Annotated in this window: 18 protein-coding genes; 15 read left to right on the top strand and 3 right to left on the bottom strand. The window is 49.7% G+C overall.

Annotation, left to right across the window (positions count from 1 at the left end):
* Positions 1–55 precede the first annotated feature (55 nt).
* Positions 56–1,366, bottom strand: coding sequence for a DUF6600 domain-containing protein (locus ABD880_RS00090; protein ID WP_345161075.1), 1,311 nt, complete (start codon positions 1,364–1,366; stop codon positions 56–58).
* 851 nt (positions 1,367–2,217) lie between these two features.
* Here ABD880_RS00090 and ABD880_RS00085 point away from each other — a divergent pair.
* The 11 genes from ABD880_RS00085 to ABD880_RS00035 all read left to right on the top strand — a co-directional run bounded on the left by ABD880_RS00085 (position 2,218) and on the right by ABD880_RS00035 (position 17,039).
* Positions 2,218–3,870, top strand: coding sequence for a M28 family metallopeptidase (locus ABD880_RS00085; RefSeq protein ID WP_345161073.1), 1,653 nt, complete (start codon positions 2,218–2,220; stop codon positions 3,868–3,870).
* 228 nt (positions 3,871–4,098) lie between these two features.
* Positions 4,099–5,037, top strand: a complete 939-nt coding sequence (locus tag ABD880_RS00080; protein WP_345161071.1) for a hypothetical protein — start codon at positions 4,099–4,101, stop codon at positions 5,035–5,037.
* Positions 5,038–5,115: 78 nt separating this feature from the next.
* Positions 5,116–5,598: a hypothetical protein gene (locus ABD880_RS00075; RefSeq protein WP_345161070.1), complete on the top strand. Its 483-nt coding sequence runs from the start codon at positions 5,116–5,118 to the stop codon at positions 5,596–5,598.
* A 272-nt stretch (positions 5,599–5,870) separates the two neighbouring features.
* Positions 5,871–6,224, top strand: a complete 354-nt coding sequence (locus tag ABD880_RS00070) for a nuclear transport factor 2 family protein (RefSeq protein WP_345161068.1) — start codon at positions 5,871–5,873, stop codon at positions 6,222–6,224.
* A 421-nt stretch (positions 6,225–6,645) separates the two neighbouring features.
* Positions 6,646–7,113, top strand: a complete 468-nt coding sequence (locus tag ABD880_RS00065) for a GbsR/MarR family transcriptional regulator (RefSeq protein ID WP_345161066.1) — start codon at positions 6,646–6,648, stop codon at positions 7,111–7,113.
* A 73-nt stretch (positions 7,114–7,186) separates the two neighbouring features.
* Entirely contained in the window at positions 7,187–8,548 is a 1,362-nt protein-coding gene (locus tag ABD880_RS00060; protein WP_345161064.1) for a TolC family protein, read from the top strand.
* Positions 8,549–8,633: 85 nt separating this feature from the next.
* Entirely contained in the window at positions 8,634–9,635 is a 1,002-nt protein-coding gene (locus ABD880_RS00055) for an efflux RND transporter periplasmic adaptor subunit (protein ID WP_345161062.1), read from the top strand.
* Between the two features lie 35 nt (positions 9,636–9,670).
* On the top strand, positions 9,671–12,856 hold the full coding sequence (locus ABD880_RS00050; RefSeq protein WP_345161060.1) for an efflux RND transporter permease subunit: 3,186 nt from the start codon (positions 9,671–9,673) through the stop codon (positions 12,854–12,856).
* Positions 12,857–12,960: 104 nt separating this feature from the next.
* Positions 12,961–13,206 carry an acyl carrier protein gene (locus ABD880_RS00045; protein WP_345161058.1) on the top strand — a complete coding sequence of 82 codons (246 nt, stop codon included), beginning with the start codon at positions 12,961–12,963 and terminating at the stop codon, positions 13,204–13,206.
* A gap of 691 nt (positions 13,207–13,897) precedes the next feature.
* Positions 13,898–16,198 carry a GH92 family glycosyl hydrolase gene (locus ABD880_RS00040; RefSeq protein ID WP_345161056.1) on the top strand — a complete coding sequence of 767 codons (2,301 nt, stop codon included), beginning with the start codon at positions 13,898–13,900 and terminating at the stop codon, positions 16,196–16,198.
* A gap of 169 nt (positions 16,199–16,367) precedes the next feature.
* Entirely contained in the window at positions 16,368–17,039 is a 672-nt protein-coding gene (locus ABD880_RS00035) for a basic secretory protein-like protein (RefSeq protein WP_345161054.1), read from the top strand.
* Between the two features lie 91 nt (positions 17,040–17,130).
* Here ABD880_RS00035 and mgrA read toward each other — a convergent pair whose 3' ends face one another.
* Positions 17,131–18,126 (bottom strand): L-glyceraldehyde 3-phosphate reductase, encoded by a 996-nt coding sequence (mgrA, locus tag ABD880_RS00030; RefSeq protein WP_345161052.1) that lies wholly within the window; start codon positions 18,124–18,126, stop codon positions 17,131–17,133.
* A 143-nt stretch (positions 18,127–18,269) separates the two neighbouring features.
* On the opposite strand from mgrA, the gene ABD880_RS00025 reads away from it, so the two are divergent.
* Positions 18,270–19,754: a DUF6056 family protein gene (locus ABD880_RS00025; protein WP_345161050.1), complete on the top strand. Its 1,485-nt coding sequence runs from the start codon at positions 18,270–18,272 to the stop codon at positions 19,752–19,754.
* A gap of 53 nt (positions 19,755–19,807) precedes the next feature.
* On the opposite strand, the gene ABD880_RS00020 is transcribed toward ABD880_RS00025, so the two are convergent.
* Positions 19,808–20,659, bottom strand: a complete 852-nt coding sequence (locus ABD880_RS00020) for a dienelactone hydrolase family protein (protein ID WP_345161048.1) — start codon at positions 20,657–20,659, stop codon at positions 19,808–19,810.
* Between the two features lie 403 nt (positions 20,660–21,062).
* Here ABD880_RS00020 and ABD880_RS00015 point away from each other — a divergent pair, with 403 nt between their 5' ends.
* From ABD880_RS00015 to ABD880_RS00005, 3 genes are read left to right on the top strand one after another with little or no spacing between them, the layout of a single operon-like run.
* The gene (locus tag ABD880_RS00015; RefSeq protein ID WP_345161046.1) at positions 21,063–22,559 is read left to right on the top strand and encodes an ankyrin repeat domain-containing protein; all 1,497 of its coding nucleotides are present in this window, start codon (positions 21,063–21,065) and stop codon (positions 22,557–22,559) included.
* 1 nt (position 22,560) lies between these two features.
* Entirely contained in the window at positions 22,561–23,043 is a 483-nt protein-coding gene (locus tag ABD880_RS00010; RefSeq protein ID WP_345161045.1) for a DUF2271 domain-containing protein, read from the top strand.
* Positions 23,044–23,051: 8 nt separating this feature from the next.
* Complete coding sequence (locus ABD880_RS00005; protein WP_345161043.1) at positions 23,052–25,247, top strand: PepSY domain-containing protein; 2,196 nt, start codon at positions 23,052–23,054, stop codon at positions 25,245–25,247.
* Positions 25,248–25,494 lie beyond the last annotated feature (247 nt).

The following is a 25,494-nucleotide window of genomic DNA, read 5'->3' as shown; positions in this document are numbered from 1 at the left end:
GAAAAGCCGCCCTTTTTCAAAGGCGGCTCTTGCGTCATTATTCACTTTACTCTATTTAATTTCTTCTGTTAGAAGTCCGTTCCCGGCCGCCGGCAGGTCTTTCTTGCGTGGTGCCCTGCGCAGGTGGCGTACTGGCTGGAGAAGAAACAACTCTTTCCCGTTGCTGGTACTGCGGTTGCGGGGCGGTCTCTCCGCGCGGCTGGGCATACGTGCTCTGCGAGCTCGTTTCTGTGCGGCGCGGCGCGTAATCTTGTCTACGCTCTGTGTCTGAAGCCGGAGCCACCTGTGAGCTTCTTTGGCGTGGGCTAGGTGCTTCCTGCTCTCTGGTTCTGGTGGTCGGCTGGCTACGCTCGGTTCTGGAAGGGGCCTGCTGGTAGTCAGGAGCGGTTTGCGTTCTGGAAGACCGTTGCTCTCTGGTCACCGCCGGACGGGACTCAGTGCGCACCGTGCCTGCCTCTGTTGCGCGTTGCTCAGAGCGTTCGGCTGAGCTCACTCTACCACGCGTGGCTGGAGCTTCAGAAGAAGAAGTTCTGGAGACACCAGTGGCTCTGTCTGTTCTTGGCGCCAGCGTAGAAGCGTCCCGGCTGGTTCTGGACGGTGCCTGGCTGTCCCTGGTCACCACTCTAGCCGGAGCCTCGGTGCGTCGGCCGGTTACTTCTGGGCGGTAGATGCGCACGCTGTTATCAGCCACCTGGTTTCTGCCCGGGCGGTTGTCATTGTCCACGCGGTACACGTCTACCTTGCGGTTGGTAGAGCGCTCAATGTCTTGTCTGCGCGGGCCGTACACGTATTTGCGGTTGTCGCGCTCATAGTAGTTGTTGATGATGGTGGTGTTGTGGTAGATGTTCACCACCCGCGTTCTAGGCACGTAATAGTTGTAGATTCTAGGGCTGGTAATGTACCGGACCGGCACGAAGCACCAGCGACTGGCTGGCATTATGTACGTCACGCGCGGACCCATGGGCGCCCATCCGTAGTAGCCGTCGCTTCGTCTCCAGTCCACCCAGGCAGGTCCCCACTCATTGCCCGGCACCCACAGCCAACCGTAATAGTCGTCGTAAGCCCAGCGGCCGTAGTGGAACGGTGCCCAGCCCCAGTCATAGTCAGAGACCCAGGTGTTGCCGTACTCGGTCATGACCCAGCGGCCCCGGGTGGCATACGGCTGGAAGTCAAGGTCCACGTCTGGAGACCACACATACCCGTATTCAGGGTCGTTGATCCAGCGGCCGTACGGGTCCAGCTCATCATAGAAGGTTTGGAAAGACACCCGCGCGCCCGGCTGGGCCTGCGCTTGCGGCGTGGTTGCCAAGAAGGCCAGCAACAGCGACAAGGCGCCCGCGGCCCAAAGGTGTTTATAAATGTTCATCTCTTTTTGTGAGTTAAAAAAGGTTGAAAAACGAATTATCTAGGAGGTGAACCGCTCAAAGGAAACACATCTATCTCCCCTAGTTTTTCACCTTATTGATTGAACAGCAAACACCTTGCCTAAAATATAGAATCCATCCTATCCTTAGAAATTAAGCACACATCAACATCTACAACATCCTGTTTTTCAATACAAACCGTTTTTGGTACAGTTCCTAGAAAACACCCTAAAAACGAGAACTGGTGCCTTTACACCTCTTTTGGAAAACAGGTTCCAGAAAAAAATAAACCTGTTTGAACACAAAAGCCCGGCACAATTGTTGTACCTACATAGAACCATAGAAGAATAAAAAAAGATTTTACCGTAAGAATCTGCTTATCCCCGTAAAATCTAGTACCTTATACTTCGTTGGTAGAAAAGGAAGGGAGAGTTAGGGCTCTGTGAACTTCGGGTGTCTGGACAAGACGCTAAACCCGCTTAACTTTTTAAACTGAACCCATGACAAGCAACACACTATCGTCCATCGCTTCGTTACTTAAGAAATTATTATCCCGCTTAACCGGACCTACGCTTCAGCCTATTCCAGTGCCGGTGCGTCAACAGTCCAATAGATAGGATTCTGTAAACGTCCTTAAGCGTTCAAACCGATTTAACATCTGCCTAATTTTTAAAATCCCTGCTATGCACGTAGCAGGGATTTTTTATTTAACAGCTTGCCTGCACTTGGGCCTCATTCGTTTTTGGCCCGATTTCTGGAAAACAAGCCAAAAACGACGCTGGCTGGCTGAAAAATAGCGTTGCGTCTAACTTTAATTACTAATTTCAATTTCCAATCTCATACAACCAACAACATGAAACGATCCTCTCTCCTGCTGTGTCTGAGCGCGCTTTTGAGCACGGGCACGGCCTTCTCCCAAACGCTGGAGGTACCCAAGAACGTGACCAAGGCCTTGAAGAAAACAAAGCCAAGCGATATCAAAAAACACATTGCCTACCTGGCAGATGACAAACTTAAAGGCCGTCAGCCGGGCACCGAAGGCTACCAAATGGCCGTGGACTACGTGGTCAACCAATACAAGAAGATGGGCGTAGAGCCGGGCGGCGAAAACAACACCTACCTGCAACTGGTACGCCTGCGTCGTTCCTTCACGGGGGCAGATGCTTCGTTCTCCAGCCAGGTGACGGGCCAAGGCACTGCTCAAACCTGGACCGTGGGCAAAGACGTGGCCATTAACCCGCACCCAGAGCAGTCGCAAACCAGCGTAGAGGCGCCGGTGGTGTTTGTAGGGCATGGCATTTCGGCCCCAGATCTGGGCTATGATGACTATGCGGGCCAAGACGTGAAAGGCAAGATTGTGATGGTCTTGCGCGGGGCGCCCAAGAGCTTCCCTTCTACCGTGGCCTCTTACAGCATTGACGTGACCACCATTTTGAGAAACGCCGCCGAGCACGGCGCGGTGGGCGTGGTCATGGCCACCAACACGCAGAACCCGAAAATCACCGTCCCCAACCTCTCCAGAGGCGTGAACAGCGTGGCCGGTGCTGATGGCAAGGTAGCCACCTCCAGAAACTACGTCTCAGATAAGATCAAACTGATGGCTACCTTGTCGGCGCCGGCTACCCATCAGTTCTTTGTGAAAGCGGGTTTGGATACGGCTCAGGCGTTTACCACCTTGCGCAGTGGCAAACCCGCCTCGGCAGACTTAAAGCAGACTGTCAAGGCCAGCTATTCTTCCTCTAACAAGGACTTCGACTCCTGGAACGTGATTGGCAAGATTACCGGCTCTGACCCGCAACTGAAGAATGAATACGTGGTGCACAGCGCACACCTAGACCACGTGGGCATCACGGCCCCCGTAAACGGCGACTCCATCAACAACGGCGCCCATGACAACGCTTCTGGCGTAGCTAGCTTGTTAGAAATTGCCCGCACCTACACCCGCATCAAAGAAAAACCGAAGCGCTCTATTTTAATTGTGATGGTGACGGCAGAGGAAATGGGTCTGCTGGGTTCGGCCTATTTCGCAAAGTACCCAACCGTGCCTAAAAGCAGTATTGTGGCAGACATCAACACAGACATGCCTACCATCATTGCCCCGCTCCTATCAGTGGTTGGGCTGGGCTCTAACCATTCTACCTTAGAGACGCCGGTGGCCAATGCAGCTTCATACCTGGGCATGACCGTAGAGGCAGACCCCGAGCCGAACGAGAACCGTTTCATCCGCAGCGACCAGTACAGCTTCGTGACGCAGGGCATACCTGCCTTGCACATCAAGTACGGCAACAAAACCGCCGACGGCCTCAACAACCTTAACAAGAAAGTAGCCGAATGGCGCGCCATCCACTACCACAAACCACAGGATGAACTCAATGACACCTTTGATTTTGAGGCGGGCAGTAAGTACGTGCAGCTCAACTTCTTAATAAGCTATCAGGTGGCTAACAACCCTGAGCGCCCTACCTGGAAACAAGGTGACTTCTTCGGGACGCGTTTTGGGCAGTAGTAGGTGTAAAGACCTATGCTTCTAAGGAAGAGTCCATAGGTTGCAGTGGGCTTGCGTAAAGTAAAAATGTGGGCTGATGGATACACTGCAAACTAAAGTAGTATATTCATCAGCCCACTTTTGGTGAGTTATGATAAGAATTTAGTAGGGACCTGCATTCCGTACATAGTGCAGATAAGCCGAATAGTTCGGTTTATATACTAGTTAGAGTGCATTTATAATATTAAAATGAAAATTCAATACTCGGTAGTACTTGCTTTACTATTTGCAAGCTGTTCACAGAAAAGAGAAAGTGCGGAAACGCAAGAGGTAATACATGAAACAAAGCAGGTGCACCACTACACCTATGACCGGTCTGGAAGAATCTTAAAGGACAGGCTCGTTTCCTATATTTACTCAGACAGCACTATAGCATCTATAAATTACTTCTATGACGGCTCAGGCAGATTGGCTTCGCTTATCAGTGAGGGAGAGCATAAAGAACTATCCTATAAGAAAGTGTTCAGGTATAACAGCCTAGACTCGCTCGCGCAGGAGTTCAGGATTGAGAGCACGGCTGACACAGTCAGTATCTTGAAAAAGCAGTTTGACAGGGACGGGAGACTTACATCAGAATTTCGCCGAGAACTTTTCTCTGCCAACGCAGAGGACGCCATCAAAGGCGTCAAGCCACTTTACGACACAGTTATTCACATCGAAGAGCATTCTTATCGAAACGGGTTGCCAAAACAGACTGTGATAAAGGACGAGATAGGGAAAACAGTACAGCTATACAGGTATGAACACGAAAACGGCTTGCTGACAAAGAAGATGTCGTTTAACATGATGGGCGGCGACACGGTGCTGGCCTCCACGGAACATTACTCATATAGTAAGGGCAAGATGCACCCAGAGACTTCGACTGTCGGCTGGCAGGGAGATACCATCGCCATTACAAGGAGAACACTCGACGGCAACGGGCAACTTGTCAAGTTTGTGGAAAACAAGGAGCTTGACTACGTCTTTGTCAGCTTCTATGAGAAGGGCAAAATAGTTGACAAAATAGAGTTAATTAAGCAGTTGGACGCCAGGATGCAGTACAAATACACTTATGACAGATTCGGGAACTTAATTGCAGAAACTAGGGATAAATTCCCCTTGACAGAGAAAGAGAAAAACGCTCTCTAACATTGTGTAAACAACATCCTTCGGCCGACGGCCTCGCACGCTGTTTACACGAGGCCGTTAGCAGTAACACTACAAGTCATGGGCAAAGACATTCCGATTATATATTACTTCCTTTTTGTTTTTATAGCAATTGGAGACTGTATGATTCTATTTAATGGGGTAATGTATGGGCCTTTTAATATGCTGATGGAAAGGCCTGAATTTTCAGAGATATCAGAAACCACAAGGGATAATTTAGCTAATGGATTGACAATACTGTACTCGTTACTCATTTTGACAAGCATTGTTATCATGTTTTTTAAATTTCATCCTTTAAAAAGAGTAATGGTTTCACTTCTTTTACCTGTTATTGCATTGAGCCTATTGTGGGGTAAGAATAGATTGTTCCCGTATCCCGACAGCATTTATGAATATTCAGAAAATGGCTATAGAATTAGAGTTGAAGGTTGGTGGAATAAGTCTGACTCACTAAACATTAAAAAATACTACATTTCAGAAAAGCCTTATGAAGAGTACACCGACATTTCCGAAATAAAGTGGAAGAAATACGATAAACATTAAAAATGCTGTTGCTAACACGGGCTTTGCGTTAGTGGAAGTACAGTGCAAATAGAAACATTTATGCAATTAATAAATGTTGGTGCGGGCAGACAGTTTACGGTTTCAAAAGCCCACCAACGCAAGCCCGAAGCCGTTAAGAGCACTTTAAAATCCTTGTCCTTTAAACACCGAAAAAGACTTGTAGAAATCATCTTAAAGAGTGATGCTACTTATTTGAAAAACATCTCTCCATAATTGTAGCGTAAAACTTTATCTATAGTAAGGAAATCCACATGGCAGATGATAATAAGACAATATTAGAAAAGGCAAACGCAGCTATTATGAATGGTGACAATGAAGGATTTTTGTCTTTCTGCACCGATGACACGGTGTGGACCTTCGTGGGAGACCAGACCTTGCGGGGAAAAGAGGCCGTCCGGCGGTACATGGCCTCTGCGTATTTAGAGCCTCCTAAGTTTATGGTTGAAAACTTGATAGCAGAAGGCGATTTTGTGACTGCCCTTGGCAAAATAAGATTGAAGGATACTAATGGTCAAATGGCTGATTACGCATACTGTGATGTTTGGCGATTTAGGGATGGGAAGATGGCTGAGTTAAAGGCTTTCGTTATCAAAACCGATAAATAGGAATATGTAAAAACACACTTATAAACATCACCCGGATAGACTTTACATACGCATAACACCAACGTTTTACTGTAGGTTTACTTTAAAATGAGGCATCTACTCCTAATACCATATTTAAACACTACTCCTGTTTTTGGCTTGTTTTCCAGAAAGTAGGCCAAAAACGGTTTATAAAAAGCCAATAGAGAAGTAATCATTCCCCCATTGCGCCTACAACTACTTCATCCGCAGGTCAAATATTCCCTTATATTTGCGCCATCCCAAGGCCGCCATCCTTTCTAAAATCACAGAATCTAGCCTTGGGATAAGCTTTTTTACCTTTTTCATAAAAAAGAATAAAAATTAGTTCTCAAAATTAAGAACTAAAGAAACCTATTCTTACCTTTGCAACGTTCTTACTCCAAACAAAGAGAACCAAACCGTGTTAAAACTATCTCCAGAGCAAAGGCAACTAATTGAGAAGATTGGTATTTACCATGAGCAACAGGGCTTTCCGCCGGTGGTGGGGCGTATCATTGGCTTGCTGTTCGTTTCTGAGAAGCCGTACCTCACCTTTGAGGAGATTATTGAGACCTTGAACATCAGCAAAAGCGCCACCAGCAATGCCTTGAACCTGTTGTTGCAGATGCGCCATATTGAATACACCACGTTTTCCGGGGACCGTAAGCGCTACTTCAGTGCCCTGTTAGACAACTGGAACCAAGAAGTGGTCAACAAGATGAACTCTATCTTGGCCTTCAGCAAGCTATTGAGACAGGCCAATGACCTGAGAGGGGACGCCAACCCAGACATGAACCAGAAGGTATTGGACCGGATTGAGTTCATGGAGTTTTTGTCATCACAGGTGCCCATGCTCTTGGAGCAGTGGCTGAAAGACCGGCAGAAATAATTTTTTTATCCTATTAGTTCTCATTTTCCTGAACTACAAAGAAAGATACAAACCAATTAATTTTAGTAAAACCGTGAATAAGAAGTATTTAGTACTGGGACTCTTGCTCCAATGGACCACTAGTCTCAGTTTTGCCCAAACGCCTACCCCGCTCCAGGGCCAGGTCCTGACCTTACAGCAGGCTATTGCTCTAGCCACCAACAATAACATTTCTATCCAATCGGCGCAGTTGGATGAGGAAAGCGCTGAATACAAGATTAGAGAAACCAAGGGCTCTGGCCTGCCGCAGATTTCTGGGGTTGGTCAATTGAGCGTGTATCCTTCCATCCCTACCCAACTGATTCCTAACGTGTTCCAGGGCAAACCAGAGGAGTTGATACCGGTGCAGTTTGGCACCAAGTACAACGCCAACGGTGGTCTGGAGCTGTCTCAGTTGATTTTCAGCAAGTCTTATTTTGTGGGTCTGGAGGCCGCGGCCACTACCCGTGACTTGTACCGCCTGCGCACGCAAATGACGCAAGAGGACGTGATTTACAACGTGAGCTCAGCCTATTTACGCGCCCTGCAGACCAAAGAGCAGTTCAACACCATTGCCGCCAACTACAACCGTTTGGTGCAGTTGGAGAAGATTCTGCAGTTGCAGTACAAGAATGACTTCGCCAAGAAGGTAGACGTAAATCGCATCACGGTCAACAAAACCAACCTGGAGAACCAGCGCCAGACCCTGGAGTCTGCGTATCAGCAACAAAAGAACGCCTTGAGCTTTTTCATGGGCGTACCACTGGGTCAGGACTTTGAGTTATCAGATTCTACCGCCTTGCCGGCCACGCTGGCCATTAGCACTCCAAATGTGCAGGAAATCTTGGGACAGCGCGTGGACTACCAGTTGTTGCAGACGCAAAAGAAATTATACGGCTTGAACGTGGAAAACATCAAAGGCCGTCGTTTCCCTACCTTGGCCGGTTTTGGTCAATACACCTACCAGGCACAGCGCAGAGAGTTTAACTTCTTTGACACCAGCCAGCCTTGGTTCAACACCTTTGTCTTAGGCGTGCGCTTGAACATTCCCATTTTTGACGGTTTCCAACGCAAGTACCAGATCAGGCAAGCCCAGATTGAAGAGCAGAAGGCAGACCTTTCCATCAGAAACCTATCCTTAAATACTGAGCTGGGCCTTGCCAATACGGTAAAACAAATCCAGAGCAGTGAGCTGGCCATTGAAAGCTCAGAACGCAACGTGCGCATGGCGCAAGAGGTGTACAACACCACCAACAGCCTGTACAAAGAAGGCTTATCCCCGCTGACAGATTTACTGGAGGCAGAAGTAACCTTACGTGAAGCACAGACCAACCTGAACAATGAAAGATTGCGGTTTAAAATTGCCCAATTAGACCACTTAAGAGCACGCGGCGAACTTAAAAATCTCATTAAATAACCTTTACCTGTACATCATCCATAAAATGAAAAAGCTGATTTATATCGTTGTTGTGCTTGTGCTAATTGGCGCGGTTGCCTACACCTTGAACAAGAACAAAACTGAAATGACCGAGAAAGCCGCCGTCGCTGAAATTAAGAGCGAAGCCATTCCGGTAACATTAACCCAAGTGGAGTCTGCCAAATTGGACAAGTCATTCACGGCGCAGGGGAATTTCAAGCCGGTGCAGAGCCTGACCTTGGTATCAGAAATTTCTGGTCAGATTCAGCGTGTTTACAAGCGCAAAGGCGACAAAGTACGCGCCGGCGAACTGCTGTTGCAGGTAGAAGACAACACCAGCGCCGCCAACCTGGCCACGGCCAACGCTAACTACCAGAAAGCTCAGAAAGACCTGGAGCGCATGAAAAACCTGATTGCCGGTGACGCCGTGACCAAACGCCAGGTAGAAGAAGCACAAATCAACGTGAACGCCACCCGCGCCCAGTTGGTAGCGGCCCGCCAGAACCAAGGCAACACCCGCGTGACGGCCCCTATCAATGGCCAAATCAATGAGATGTACATTGAAGTAGGGTCCTACCTGAACGCCAATGCCGGAACCAGAATGTATGACATCGTGAACGTGGACCGCCTGAAGCTGAACGTAAAAGCCTCTGAGTCTGAAGTGCTCTTGATTAACAAAGGCCAGAAAGTGAAAGTGACCGCTAACGCCGGCGGTGCCCAGGAATACGAAGGTACCGTGATGGCCATCGGTGCCGCCGCAGACGCCAGCCTGAAGTTTGACGTGGAAATTGAAGTGAAGAACACGGCCAACAACAACCTGCGCGCCGGTATGTACGGCACGGCTTTCTTCCCGGTAAACGCCCAGCGTGACGCCTTGTTGTTGCCTCGTGAAGCCATTGTTGGTAGCATCCAGGACCCAAGCGTGTATGTGGTAAAGGATAACAAAGCATTCTTACGCAAAGTGAAAGTGGGTATTGTGACCCAAAACCAGGTAGAGATTCTGGACGGGGTACAACCTACAGAGCAAGTGGTTCGCAGTGGCCAAATCAACCTGCGCGAAGGCATTCAAGTGACGCCGCTTAAGTAATCACATCTTTTCTTTTTACAGAAGAAGTTTAGAACATGAACATAACCAAATTATCTATACAGCGGTCAACCCTGGTGGTGGTGGTCTTCACGGTCCTCACGCTCCTAGGCGTTGTCTCCTACAACTCCCTCAACTACGAGTTGTTGCCTAAGTTCAGCCCGCCGGTATTAACCATTACCACGCTGTACCCGGGCGCCTCCCCGAATGAGGTAGAGAACTCAGTGACCAAAGAGATTGAAGACGCCTTGTCTGCGTTGGAGAATGTGAAGGAGATGAAAGGAACCTCTTTGGAGAGTTTCTCCATCATCACCATCCAATTGAACCAAGGCACCAACGTGGACTTGAGCTTGCAGGACGCCCAACGGAAGATTAACGCCATCCTGGCCCGATTGCCAGAAGATGCTGACCCTCCAACCTTGAACAAGTTTGACTTTGACGACCTGCCTATCATCAAGATGGGGGCCACGGCCAACATGCCGGCAACTGAGTTCTTCGATTTGATTGACAACAAGATTAAGCCAGAGCTTTCCCGCGTGCCGGGTATGGCCCAGATTAAAGTCTTGGGTGGTGCTGAGCGCGAGATTAAGGTGAACATCAAAGCCGACAGACTAGAGGCTTATGGCATCTCTATCTTGCAAGTTCAACAGCGTATTAAGAACTCCAACCTGGACTTCCCTACGGGTAGAATCAAGAATGAGAATGGTCAGACCCAGCTACGTTTGGCGGGTAAGTACCAAAACCTGGACCAACTGCGCAACTTGGTCATCAAATCTGACCAGAACGGAACCGTGCGTTTATCTGATCTAGCCGAGGTGCAGGATACCCAGAAAGATGTGGACGTGTTGAGCCGTATCAACTCTAAGGCATCAGTGGGTATCACTATTCAGAAGCAGTCAGACGCCAACGCCGTAGAGGTAAGTGCGCAGACCAAAGCCGCTTTGGCCAACCTGGAGAAAATCTACGCCAAGGAAGGCCTGAAATTCAACATCGCTTCAGACAGTTCTGACTTTACTTTGGAAGCCGCTGATTCGGTGATTCACGACTTGATTATTGCCGTTATCTTGGTGGCGGTGGTGATGCTATTGTTCTTGCACTCCCTGCGGAACGCAGTGATTGTAATGGTATCCATCCCGGCATCATTGGTAGCTACTTTCATTGCCATGTTCCTATTGGGCTACTCACTGAACTTGATGTCCTTATTGGCGCTCTCGCTAGTAGTAGGTATTCTGGTGGATGATGCTATTGTGGTGATTGAGAACATTTACCGGCACATGGAGATGGGCAAAAGCCCGGCCCAGTCGGCATATGATGGTATCAAGGAAATCATGGCCACCGTTACTTCCATCACCCTGGTAATTGTGGTGGTATTCGTGCCGATTGCCCTGTCAACCGGTCTGGTATCTGACATCCTGCGCCAGTTTGCGGTGGTCGTGGCCATAGCGACCATGATCTCCTTATTCGTGGCCTTTACCTTGATTCCGTTGTTGGCCAGCCGTTTCTCCAAGCTGGAGCACGTGTCTGACAAGAATATGTTCGGGCGGTTCATCCTTTGGTTTGAGAGATTATTGGACAGAATCATTGAAGGGTTCACCAACACTTTGAAGTGGGCGTTCAATCACAAGTTTATCACGCTGGGCGTTACCTTCTTGTTGTTGATCGCCTCGTTCATGTTGGTGCCGTTCGGGTTCATTGGTTCTGAATTCATTCCATCAGGTGACCGCGGTGAGGTGAGCTTGCAGTTGGAGTTACCTAAAAACTCTACCGTGGAGCAGACTAACTACGCGACTAAACAAGTAGAAGAATACCTGCGCACTATCCCAGAAGTAAAACGCGTGTTCACCACAGTGGGTACTACCGCTTCCTCGCAGGCGGGCCAGACTTCTGCCTACCAAGCAGAATTGTCAGTTGCCTTAGTAGACGTGAAAGAGCGGGCGTTCAGCACCCAGCAATTCAGCCGTCAGGCCAAAGCCGACATTGAAAGCAAACTGCCGAATGTAGAGGTTTCTCCAGTACCAGTAGGTTTGGTGGGAAATGCCCAGGCGCCTATTCAGATTGTCCTATCAGGTTCTAACCTGGACACCCTGATTGCCTTCTCTAAGCGCGTGACCAACGTGGTAGAGAGTGTGCCTGGTACGGTAGATGTGGAAGTGTCTGTAGAAGGCGGTAATCCTGAGATTGAGGTGGTCGTGGACCGTGACAAGATGGCCAGCGTGGGCATGACCCTGGAAAGCGTGGGTGCTGGTATGCAGATGGCTTTCTCCGGAAACACCGACGCTACCTTCCGCTCCGGCACCGAGGACTATGACATCAACATCCGTCTGGATGAGTTTGACCGCCGCAACGTAACCGACATAGCCAACCTTTCCTTCATCAACAACCAGGGCAAGGTAGTGCGTTTAGGACAGTTCGCCGATGTGAAACAGTCCACGGGCCCGTCTCAGCTGGAGCGTACCAACCGCGTGACGTCCCTGAACGTGAACTCGCAGGTAATCGGTCGTCCGTCTGGTTCGGTAGGGGCTGACATTCAAGCTAAGATGGCTGAGATCAAAGTACCAAACGGGGTGACCATTGACTACGCCGGTGACCTGAAAAACCAGAGCGAAGGTTTCGGGACGTTGGGGATTGCCTTGTTGGCGTCTATCATTTTCGTGTACCTGATCATGGTAGCTCTGTATGACTCCTATGTATACCCGCTGGTGGTATTATTCTCTATTCCGCTCGCCATCATTGGTGCCTTGTTGGCTCTGGCTTTGGCCGCGCAGAGTTTGAGTATCTTCTCCATCCTTGGTATTATCATGATGATTGGTCTGGTAGCCAAGAACGCCATCATGGTGGTGGACTTTACCAACCAGATGAAAAAGGAAGGCCATGATGTGAAAAGCGCATTGCTGGAAGCCGTCCGCATTCGTTTCCGACCTATCTTGATGACTACCCTAGCGATGGTGATTGGTATGTTACCCATTGCCTTAGCCGGTGGTTCCGTAGCCGCGACCAAGAACGGTCTGGCCTGGGCCTTGATTGGCGGTCTGAGCTCGTCCATGTTCCTGACCCTGATTGTGGTGCCTATCATCTACTATGGCTTCGACCGCATCTTGGCTAAGTTTGGCTGGGATAAGAATGAGGAGATTGTCTTAATTGACAAAACCGCCGAAGAACTGGAGCGCGAAACCGCTGAGTTGGAAGCACAGAAAGAACACCACGGCCACGTGGCAATCGTCTAAATACCACCTGAATGAATGATATAGAAAGGCGGGCGCATCTTGCGCCCGTTTTTTTCCCTTCTTCTACCCAACCTCCATCTGTTTCATATTCTTACACAGAAGTTATGATTACCCTATTAGCGCCTTCTCTACAAGAGCGGGTGATACACCTCATTCAAAAACGCACCAAGCTCCCGGTCTCCAAACTGAAACCCACCGCCCACCTTTACCAAGATTTAGGACTGGATGCCTTACAAATAGTGGAGATAATCTGGGACCTGGAAAAACGCTTTCAGGTAGAAATTCCAGACGATGTGCCTTTGCAAACTGTTTGTGACTTCATCCATTTTCTAGCAACTCAGGGCAAATAAAATTTTCTTTAGCTTTCATACACACTAAAAAGGCAGGAGCTTCTCCTGCCTTTTTTATTTACTGCGTTTTTGGCCTGTTTTCTGGAAAGTAGCCCAAAAACGAGCAATCTCTTCTCCTAAAGGGAGATGGTTAGAATAGTAGCCTAATACAATGTTATTGTTGATTGTTGATTGATAATTGTTGATTGCTGGTTGATTTATATGCTGGTGTAAACACCCCCCTTCACCCCCCTCGAGGGGGGAGTCTGCGAGTAGTAGAAGCCTTTACTACCCGCACCCGAATCCAGTCTTTCCGGCGAGTCGCCTAAGCAGGTTGCCACCTCTGACAGATTAGCGGTTAAAACAGGCAGGATTGGTTACCCAGCCAAAGGCGGTGCCACGCAGAAGAGGCAAGCTGGTACAGCGCGAGGCGGGAAGACGGGGCCCCGCGGCCGCGAGCGCTTGGCGGCAGCAATGCAACGAAGGGCATAAGGGCACCGAATAAAGCGGCATTCCTCAGGCATAGCCAAAGCCGTGCGCAATGTGTTGCAATTGGCTAGTTAGTTTGAATAGCAGTTTTAGTCGTTGGTGAGAACACCAACAACTGCGGAGAAGTTAATACGGCTACATTCTTATCAGCTGGAGCAACCAAAAATCAAAAATGGAAATCTGCCATTTTCCGCTTATTTTTCTGGAAATAGCCCAAAAACGCATGAACCGTCTATTCAGATTCTCCCTGCTCCTCCTGTCTTTGGCTTTTACCACCTCTGAAACATTCAGCCAAAAGAAAAAAACAACCTCTGCCCCCGAAGAGCTGGTCAACCCGCTCATGGGCACCGACTCCAAACCCAGCCTCTCCAACGGCAATACCTACCCAGCCATTGCCGTGCCCTGGGGCATGAACTTCTGGACACCGCAAACCGGCACCATGGGCAACGGCTGGGCCTACACCTATGCTGCCGACAAAATCAGGGGCTTCAAGCAGACGCACCAACCCAGCCCCTGGATGAATGACTATGGGCAATTTGTCATCATGCCCGTGACCGGCAAATTGAAGTTTGACCAAGACGGCCGCGCCAGCTGGTTTTCACACAAAGCCGAAGTCGCCAAGCCCTACTATTACAGCGTGTACCTGGCAGACCATGACGTGACTACAGAGATTACGCCCACGGAGCGCGCCGCCCAGTTCCGGTTCACCTACCCCAAAGCTGACAGCTCTTTTCTGGTGATTGACGCGCTGGACAAAGGCTCGTACATCAAGGTGCTTCCGGCTCAGAAGAAAATCATTGGGTATACCACCCGCGCCGCCCGCAGCAACCCGAAGAACTTCCGGAACTACTTCGTCATCTATGTAGACAAGGCCTTCACGTTTTCCCGCACGTTCAGAGGCAATACGCTGGTGAAAGATTCGCTGGAACTGACTTCTAACCACTCGGGCGCTGTCATTGGGTTCAGGACGGCCAAAGGCGAAAAGGTGAATCTGAAAGTGGCCTCGTCGTTTATCAGTTTTGAGCAGGCAGAATTGAACCTGCAGCGCGAACTGGCCCAGGACAGTTTTGAACAGACCAAAGAGAAGGCCCGCAGCCTATGGAACAAGGCCCTCAGCCGCATTGAAGTGGAAGGCGGCTCTGATGAACAGCAACGCACCTTCTACTCCTGCCTGTACCGCACGCTGTTCTTCCCTCATAAGATGTACGAGGTGAACGCGGCCAACAAGATTGTGCACTACAGCCCCTACACCGGTCAGGTGCACGACGGCTACAGGTTTGCCGGCACCGGTTTCTGGGACACGTTTAGAGCCCTATACCCTTTCCTGAACCTGATGTACCCGAGTATCAACCAAGAGATGCAGGCTGGTCTGGTCAACGACTTTCTGGAGGGCGGCTGGTTACCTGAATGGTCTAGCCCGGGCTACGCCGACATCATGGTGGGCAACAATTCGGCTTCAGTGGTGGCAGACGCCTACGTGAAAGGCCTTCGCGGCTATGACATTGAGAAACTGTATGAGGCGCTTTTGCACGGAGCTAACAATGAAGGTCCCATCTCGGCTATTGGCCGCAAGGGCGCTGAGTATTACAAGAAGCTGGGCTACGTACCGTATGACGTTAAAATCAACGAAAACGCCGCCCGTACACTGGAGTATGCCTATGACGACTTTGCGATTTACCAACTGGCCAAAGCCCTCAAGAAACCGCAGGCAGACATTGACTTGTACGCCAAACGAAGCCAAAACTACCGCCACCTCTTTGACCCGAGCACCGGCTTGATGCGCGGCAAAAACCAGGATGGCACGTTCCAGTCGCCATTTAACCCTTTTAAATGGGGAGACGCCTTCACTGAGGGCAACAGCTGGCACTATAGCTGGAGCGTGTTTCATGACGTGCAGGGCCTGGTGAATCTGATGGGCGGGAAAGAAAACTTCGTCAAGAAGCTGGACTCGGTGTTCACCTTACCGCCGGTGTTTGATGACACGTATTACGGCAGTGTGATTCATGAAATAAAGGAGATGCAGATTGCCAACATGGGCCAGTATGCGCACGGTAACCAGCCCATCCAGCACATGATTTATCTGTACAACTTCGCGGGCGCGCCCTGGAAAACCCAGTACTGGACCCGCGAAACCATGAACCGCATGTACAAGCCCACCCCAGACGGCTACTGCGGAGATGAGGACAACGGTCAGACCAGTGCTTGGTACGTGTTCAGCGCTATGGGCTTCTACCCGGTTTGCCCCGGCACCACGCAGTACGTTTTGGGCGCGCCGCTTTTCCAGAAGATGACGTTGACGCTAGAGAACGGCAAGAAGGTGGAGATTGAAGCCCCTAAGAACAGCGACCAAAATCGCTATGTGCAGGAGTTAAAGGTGAACGGCAAAAGCTATGACAAGAACTGGGTGGACCATTTCGACCTGATGAAAGGGGGCCGTCTCAAGTTTGACATGACGGATAAGCCCAACACCAACCGCGGCACCCAAGAAAGCGCCTTCCCATATTCGTTCTCCCCGAAGCAGTAAAGGAGTAAAAATCCTACTATCACCAGAATACTCTTTCTTTTGTCATCCTGAAAGGACCTTGTGAGCAAGCTAGACCAGCGCTTAAATAAACGCTACTCCAGTTTGCCCACAAGATCTTTCCAAGATGACAGAAAAGAAGAAAACGCTCTCTTCCCAAGAATTACATTGAATGAAAAAAGCACTCTTCCTTCTCTTAGTTTTTGCCCTCGGCTTTCTACATCATCAAGCCAATGCCCAAACTACCACCATCAAAAAAGGCAAGTACACCCTTAGGTTCGTGAACCAGGACCCAACGTTTGACCCAGCCATCCAAGACAAATTGGTGAACGCCTTTTTCAAGGTCTACCCCAAAGAAGCCAAGCGGTTCAACAAGAAAACCGTCAAGACCGTGACGCTCACCATCGACACGGCCTATGCAGGCGTGGCCTACGCGCACGATGGCAAAATCACCATCGCCTCCAAGTGGTTGCAAAAACGCCCCGGCGACATTGACGTGATCACCCATGAGGCCATGCATTTGGTACAGGCGTATCCGCCCAGTAGCGGGCCCGGCTGGCTCACCGAAGGCATTGCCGATTATGTGCGCCACGTGTACGGCGTGGACAATGCCGGCGCCAACTGGTCTTTGCCTGACCTGACAGAGAAGCACCACTACACCAACAGCTACCGCATCACTGCCCGCTTTCTACTCTGGGCTGAGAAAAAGGTGAACAAGAAATTAGTGGACACTTTAGACGCCCACATGCGCAACCAAACCTACACCCCTGAAGTTTGGCAAGCCCTTACCGGCAAAACCGTAGACGAGTTGTGGGAGGCTTATAAAGCAAACCCTGCTATTTAAAAGCACTTTATAAAAACGAACGGCTCCACCTGCTTTCAGAGGGAGCCGTTCGTTTTTAGCCTGTTTTCTGGAAAGTAAGCCAAAAACGGTTTTACTTATTTTGCAAAATAGCTTCTATCTGCGATAGCTCTTCAGCGCTGAACTTGGTGTTGTGCATGCACTTAAGCGAGTCTGCTAATTGCGCCGGGGTACTAGCCCCTATCAAGACAGACGTCACGCGAGGGTCTTTCAACAGCCAGGCCAAAGCCATCTGCGCCAGGGATTGCCCGCGGCTTTGGGCTATGTCATTTAATTGGTTAATCTGTTGTACCCGCTCCGGAGTGATTTCTTCTTCCTGCAAAAACCCATGAGGTTTAGCCGCGCGTGAGTTCTCTGGAATGCCTTTCAAGTACTTGTTGGTAAGCAGGCCCTGCGCCAGCGGCGAGAACGGAATACAACCTACTCCCTGCTGTTCCAGCAGGTCCAGCAGGCTCTCCTCTACCCAGCGCACAAACATAGAATACTTGGGCTGGTGAATCAGGCAAGGCGTACCTAGCTCTTTTAAGATCTCAATGGCGCGCGTTGCTTCTGGAGTTTCATAATTAGAAATGCCCACGTACAGCGCCTTTCCTTGGCGCACAATGGAATCCAAGGCACCCATGGTCTCTTCCAGAGGTGTGTTGGGGTCTGGACGATGGCTGTAGAAAATGTCCACGTAATCCAGCTTCATGCGCTTGAGGCTCTGGTCCAGGCTAGAGATAAGGTACTTTCTGGATCCCCACTCACCGTACGGACCGTCCCACATGCGGTAACCGGCCTTGGTAGAAATAATAAGTTCGTCGCGATAGTCCCGGAAATCCTCGTGCAGAATCTTCCCGAAGTTCTCCTCTGCGGAGCCGGGCGGCGGACCATAGTTATTGGCTAGGTCAAAATGGGTAACGCCGGCGTCAAAGGCATCATGCAGGATTTGGCGGGAGTTCTCCAGCACATCTACATGCCCGAAGTTGTGCCATAGCCCCAGAGACAGAGCCGGTAATTGCAAACCGCTGGTGCCACAGCGGCGGTATTCCATGGCGCTGTAGCGCGTTGGTGAAGGAGTATATGCCATACACGTAAGAATCAAATGAGGCTGTAATTTGCTCTTTCTACGGATAACGGCCAAAACCCTTCTGCGCTTTTAAAACAGGAAAGACTATATTTGACCTCGTCACCAGACAGAATCTCTCACTAAGCCAGAACCGAAGTACCACCATGAGGATTTCCTCTTTCTTCAAAGAAAAATGGGTATTCACCTCTCTTCTCCTACTGGCCCTACTGGTGCTAGGTGTCCTGCTTTGGCTCACCCAATACATTCACCCAGCCGCCGATGATTACGGCTATGCCCTAAGAGACAGCCAGCAAGGTTTCTGGGCCATTCAAAAAGAGACGTACTTGAATTGGTCGGGCAGGTATTTCGGGACGGCCATTTTGCAGTTGAATCCTTTGCGTTACGGCTCCTTTATGGGTTACCGCATCGTCTCTTTTTTCATGATTCTAGGATTTGCGGCAGGGTTGTATCTAGTGGTGGAAGCGTTGCTCAAAGCCACTTGGCCTGCCATCAACAGAAAGGCGTTAACCGCTTTGCTTTTCCTACTGTACCTAGTCCAATGCCCCAGTCTGCCTGAATCCTTCTACTGGCTCACAGGCTTTCTCACCTACACGGTCTCCTGCTTGCTGTTTTTGTTGATCTTGGTTTTTATTCACCGAATGAGTTTGACCGAGCATGCGGGTAGCAAGTTCTTATATGCGGTGCTAGTCTCTCTTCTGGGCATCATGATCATTGGTTCCAATGAAATGGCACTCATTATGTTGATGAGTTCACTCTGCCTGCTTCTTGTCAATCACTGGCGCCAGAAATCTAGAATGCGCGTGCACCTGTCGGCCATTATTATAGTTTGTCTGGCCGCGGCGCTGGTGATGGTGATGGCCCCGGGCAATTACCAAAGAATGGTTGGCGAGGCGAAGTCCCAAAACCTTCTTTGGTCTGTTGCCTATGCTACAGGGTTGACAATGGTGGCTTTTATGAAGTGGGCCATCCCGTTGTTGATTGGGTGTTTAGTGTACATCCTCTATATCTGCCCTAAAAAATCGGCTACTTCGGTACTACCTAAGCTTTTCTCCTTAGACTTGAGGTTGGTAGGATTCTTCTACTTGGTAACGCTGTTTGCCATGCACTTTTTGTTTGTATGGTCTACCGGGGAGCGGCCTACGCCAAGACTAGAGAATGTGATCTACTTTTACCTGCTCCTAGGTTGGTTCTATATCTTGCAGGCCTGGCTAGTGCGTAACCACTTGAGCACCGCCTCCTTGCCTCTGGCTTTTCCTAAATTGGTACCAGCCGTTGCTGTTTTGCTTTTCGTTTTATACGTGTTAACTCAGCAAAACCCAATCACCGCCGCGTTCACAGACCTCATTACAGGAACAGCCGCTAGGTATGATCAAGAGATGCAGGCACGTTATAAAACGCTGACTACTTCAAACTGCCAGACTTGTGCTCTTCCTCCTTTAACCAAAGTCCCTCCTTCCATCACTTTTATTGATATTGCCCCCAAAGAAGATAGCCTTAATGGCTGGGTAAACGTAGGTACCGCGGCTTACTGGAAGAAAGACAGCGTGTATCTTACCAAACCTAATCCACCCATGCAAAACAATCAAGCAAGCCTAGTGGAATGGAGCAGATCTTTGCTTTCAAAATAAAAAGGGAGCCTAACGTATTGGGCTCCCTTTTTAAATGAGTTATTGATTACTGATTACTTGAGTTTGCGCTTGAATAAGTCCAGCGTTCTATCCCAAGCCAGATTTGCGGCGGCTTCGTTGTAGCGGGCCGGCGAGGTGTTGTTGTTAAAGGCATGGTTGGCGCCTTCATAAACAAACAGCTGGTATTGGACATTAGACGCTTTTAGGGCTTGCTCAAACGCGGGGATACCGGCATTCACGCGCTCGTCCAGGCCGCCGTAATGCAAGAGCAGTTCGGCTTTGATTTTGGGTACGTCTGCTGCCTCAGGCTGACGGCCGTAATACGCGACCGCGGCGTCCAGGTCTGGAGAATGTATAGCTAGTTGAGCCGCCAAGGCCCCGCCCCAGCAGAAGCCCACGCACCCGGTTTTTCCGTTCCCTTTTTTATGCTTCTGCAGGTACTCCAGTCCTTTCAAGAAATTGGTCAGGTTCTGTTGGGCATCCAGTTTGGAGAACATGGCGCGTGCTTCGTCCTCGTTGGTGGGCGTGCCACCAAACGGAGAAAGCGCATCAGGGGCGATGGCCAGATAGCCTGCCTGGGCCACGCGCATGGTGACGTCTTTAATATGTGGATTCAAACCCCGGTTCTCATGGATGACCAGTACCGTTCCTAGTTTCTTGCCTTCGGGCCGTGCCTGGAACGCTTTCATGGTCACACCTTCTGCCCCAGCATAGGTAATGTATTCGGCTTTGATGTCTTTGTCTGCCACCGTGGCCGCCTGCGCGTAGTTGTTTTCCAGCATGGGCAATAGAGACATGGCCAAGGTCAGGCTTCCGGTCAGTTTGGCCAGTCTGGTGATGAACTCTTTGCGCGTGAGCGGCTCGTGGGTGTACTCGTCAAAAAGGTTGATGATGCGTTGGTCCATGGCAGTTTCGTTTGCTTGAAGATACAAAAGGGAGAACAGTTAGCAAGTAGCTAGATCTGGTAACCGACTGGAACTTGATAAGTTATCCTAATTTGTAAAAAGCCATTTTTAGCTTATTTTCTGGGAAACGGGCCAAAAACGAAAGACTTCTCCTTCTCTACTTTCAGGTGAAAATTCAAGCCTTGCCTTACCTTACTAATTGACTATTATTTTTCTAATCAATCCATGGTTATCTGTGGGCAGATAGTATATTTGCGTATTATTTTGAATTAGTCTAAATAATTAAAACCTTCTGCCGTTTACCTTTCAGGATGCACACTTGCAAAGCGGGGTTACTTTTTGAATAGGGCTAAAACCAAAAAAATCATTGTCCTTAACTAGTTCTAAGCACAACACATACGTCATGAAAAAACTATTGCTGTTACCCCTCTTCTTACTTTGCTTAGGCCTTCAGGCGCAACAGAAGAATTCGCTTTTGGAGCAGGCGTTTTGGAAGTCTACCCCAGACGTGGCCACCGTGCAGGCAGAAATGGCCAAAGGAAACAGCGCCACCGCCTACAACCCCGGCATGTTTGACCCTACGGTGCTCGCCATTAACAATGATGCTCCCCTAGCTACCATCAAGTTCTTGCTGGATCAACCCGAAAACAAAGTAGGCAAGCCTACCCATGACGGCCGCATTTACCTGCACTGGGCCGCCAACAGAGGCAATGTGGAGCTGGTGCAGTACCTGTTAGCCAAAGGCTCTGACATGAACTTCCAGGACAGCAACGGCAACACCCCTATCGCGTTTGCCGCCAACGGTGGACAGACCAATCCGGCGTTGTATGATGCCTTCTTCAAAGCAGGTTTGGACCCGAAGAAAAAGTACAAGGACGGCGCAAACCTGCTATTGATGACCATTGCCCATGACAAGGACTTCGTGCTCACCAATCATCTCACTACCAAAGGCCTGACGTTGAAAGACGTGGACGCCAACGGGAACACGGCCTTTAATTATGCCGCCAAAACGGCCAGCGTGGCTCTTTTGAAAAGCTTGTTGCAGAAGGGTGTGAAGTACAACGACAACGCCCTCATTATGGCAGCCCAAGGCTCACGCCGCGGCCCCAACACACTAGAAGTTTTCAAGTACCTGGTAGAAGACCTTAAACTAAGCCCTGCCTTTGCAGACCAAACCGGCGAGACCGTGTTGCATGCCTTGGTGCGCAGACCTAACCAAACCGAATTGGTCACTTATTTTTTGGGCAAAGGCGTGAACGTGAACAAGGCCAACGCCGAAGGCAACACGGCTTTCATGTATGCCGCGGCAGGCAAAGATGCCGCCACGGTAGAATTGTTGTTACCAAAAGTACAGAACATCAACGCGGTAAACGTTAAAGGGGAATCTGCCTTGACCATGGCCGTGAAGAGCAGTTCGCCAGAAGTGGTGACGCTTCTATTAAATAAAGGAGCTGACATTAACGTCAAAGACAAAGACGGTTTTAACCTGGCCTACCACCTGGTACAGTCGTATGCAGTGCCGAGACCCGGTTCCGCCCCAGCTGCTACAGATGAGTTTGGCACCAAAATGGCACTGTTGCAAAGCAAGGGACTTAATTTTGCCGCCCCGCAGAAGGACGGTAGCACCTTGTACCATGCCGCAGTTACTAAGAATGACCTAGCCTTGTTGAAGCGTTTGGAGCCTTTGAAACTAGACGTGAACGCCAAGAACAAAGAAGGCATTACGGTCTTGCACAAAGCGGCCATGCTGTCTAAAGACGATGTCCTCTTGAAGTATCTGGTTTCCATTGGAGCCCAAAAAAACCTTGCCACCGAGTTTGAAGAAACGGCTTACTCATTGGCCAAGGAAAATGAGCTCCTAACCAAAAACAAAGTATCTATTGATTTCTTAAAGCAATAACATGAAGTTGATTTTCAGAGCGTGTCTGGTAGCCATCATCGCGGGTCTTTTCTCTTTCCAGGCCTCGGCGCAGACTACCAAATATAAGTGCATGTTGCAGATGTCTAATTACGTGGGCGAAGGCGCTTACATTGTCGTCTCCCTCATCAACCCCAAAGGCCAATACGAGAAGACGCTCTACGTGATGGGCCCCGACAAAAAATGGTACACCAGCCTAAAAGAGTGGCATAAGTTTCAGACTAAAAAGAAGGCGAACATCAGCGCCATCACGGGTGCCTCTGTAGCCGGAGGCGACCGGAGCATTACCACCTTTGACATTGAGACCGCCAAGATCAACGCAGGCTACAAACTACGTTTTGAAACCTCAGTAGAAGACAAGGAATACTACGTAAAGGATCTGGAGATTCCATTGACTACTGCCAGCCTTTCGGCCAAAAATGACGGCACCGGTTTTATCCGTTACGTCCGCTTCAGCGCCAACTAATCTAGCACATGACCATATCCATCTGGAGATACAGCCACTTAGCCCTGGCTGTATCTTCTTTTCTTTTACTGGCGGTAGCATCCATTACGGGCATTCTGCTGGCTTTTGAGCCAGTGGTTCTAAACGCCCAGCCGTACAAAGTAGATGGCATTGACCAAATAACGCTGGCGCAGTCACTTCCTGCCCTCAAAAAGCGCTACCCAGACATCACAGAGCTGTCCGTAGATGCGCATCAGTTTGTTTTGCTCAAAGGCAGTGACGCTGATGGGGAAAGTGTAGAAGCCTACATTCATCCTTTGACCGGAGAAATTCTAGGCAAGCCTCAGCCCCAGAATGAATTCTTCCAGTGGGTCACTAACCTGCACCGCTCCCTTTTTTTAAAAGAGACTGGTCGGTTTTTTATAGGCCTCACCGCGTTTCTGCTTTTATTGATTACCATTTCGGGTACCATTCTCATCATCCAGCGCCAGCGGGGCCTGAAGCGCTTCTTCACCCGCATCGTCAAAGACAGTTTTGCGCAGTATTACCACGTAGTGCTTGGCCGCCTTTCCTTGATTCCTATTTTCCTCTTGGCCGTGACCGGCACGTTTCTGTCTCTGGAAAGATTTGAGCTCATCAAAAATGAAAAAGTCTCTACCGAGGTTGATTTTGACGCCATCAAGACCACGCCGGCCAAGGCATTGCCAGCGTTTACGCTTTTCCAGAACACCACCTTTGCGCAGGTAGAATCTATTGAATTCCCGTTCTCTGAAGACCCAGAAGATTATTACACGGTTAAACTCAAGGACCGTGAGCTCGCCGTCAATCAAATCACAGGAGACATCTTAGGCGAAGTAAAATATCCTACTACCCAGCGCCTCACTACCCTAAGTTTGGATGTACACACGGGCAGGACTTCTATTCTCTGGGCGATTATTCTGGCGGTGGCCTCAGGCAATATTCTGTTCTTTATTTACTCGGGCTTTGCCATTACCCTTAAGCGCAGAGCCAACCGCGTCAAGAATAAATACACAGCCCAGGAAGCTCGCTTCATCATTTTGGTGGGCTCAGAAAACGGAAGCACGAATAGATTTGCGCAGGCCGTCTACCAGCAGTTATTAAAGCAAGGCGAGCAACCCTTTTTAGCTGAGCTGAACCACTACACCGTCTACCCGAAAGCCGAACATTTGCTCATTTTGACGGCCACGTATGGCCTGGGAGATGCACCTTCCAACGCTCAGAAATTCGCCTCCTTGGTAGAGACCGTTCCACAAGCGCAAGAGGTAAAATTCTCGGTGGTGGGCTTCGGGTCACATGCCTATCCGGATTTCTGCCAATATGCTTTTGAAGTGCACCAATGGCTTTCGCACCAGTCTTGGGCAGAGCCGTTGGTAGACATCCACACGGTCAATGACCGGTCGCCGCAGGAGTTTGCGCTTTGGGCCGAAGCCTGGTCTCAACAGAGCGGCGTGGCCATGACAGTTCTGCCTGAGCTCATGCAAGCCAACCGTCACCGCCTGGACACCTTCACGGTAACCGCCAACTCTGGCTCCAACCATCAAGAAGGGACGTTCTTAATCAGGTTAAAGCCTGCCAAGCGCACCAACGTAACCTCTGGTGACTTGCTGGCCATCTACCCTGAGAACGACCACCGCGAGAGGCTTTATTCCCTTGGAGTTATTGATGGTGAATTACAGATTAGCGTGCGCTTGCACCCCAACGGTTTAGGTTCTGGTTTCCTGCATAGGTTAACCCAAGGCCAGACAATGCAGGCCCGCCTGCTGAATAATGCCCATTTTCATTTCCCCCGGAAAGCGCCCGTGGTAGTCATGATTGCCAATGGAACCGGCATAGGACCGTTTTTGGGCATGGTTCACCAAAACAGCCCAAAAACGGCCTGTCACTTGTACTGTGGCTTCAGGAGTCAGGCGTCCTTCAGTACGTACCAAGATTTTCTAGAAGAACAGCAGTTGGCCCAGAAGCTTACCAACCTGCACGTAGCCTTCTCCCGCGAAGGCGAAAAGCAGTATGTAAGCGATTTGATTGACCGCGACGGTGATTTTATTGCCGATACCTTGGCTAAGGGCGGCGTGCTGATGATCTGCGGGTCTTTGTCTATGCAGAAAGACGTAACGGCTCTTTTGGAAACCATCTGCCAGACCAAACTTAACAACCCGCTCAGTTACTACCAATCCCGAAGTCAACTTCTTACAGACTGTTACTAAAGGTTATGTGATTCCCGTTTTTGGCTTGTTTTGCGGAAAACAGGCCAAAAACGGGAATCAGTAGCTAGTTATTGATTGCTTAGTCCGTTGAAGGAAAAAATACTGGCGCGCGTCGGAATTTATCCCGAAGGATTTCGGGAGACTCATGAATTAAGATGAAGCGAGTCTCCAGACTCGCCGGGAACTAAGATTATAAATATATAAACCCATGGCGCAAGCGTCCGCTTGTGTCCGCACGCATTGTTAA

Source organism: Nibribacter koreensis (assembly GCF_039541795.1).
GTDB lineage: Bacteria > Bacteroidota > Bacteroidia > Cytophagales > Hymenobacteraceae > Nibribacter > Nibribacter koreensis.
The sequence above is the reverse complement of the archived record's forward strand: the minus strand, read 5'-3'. Positions and strand labels throughout refer to the sequence as shown.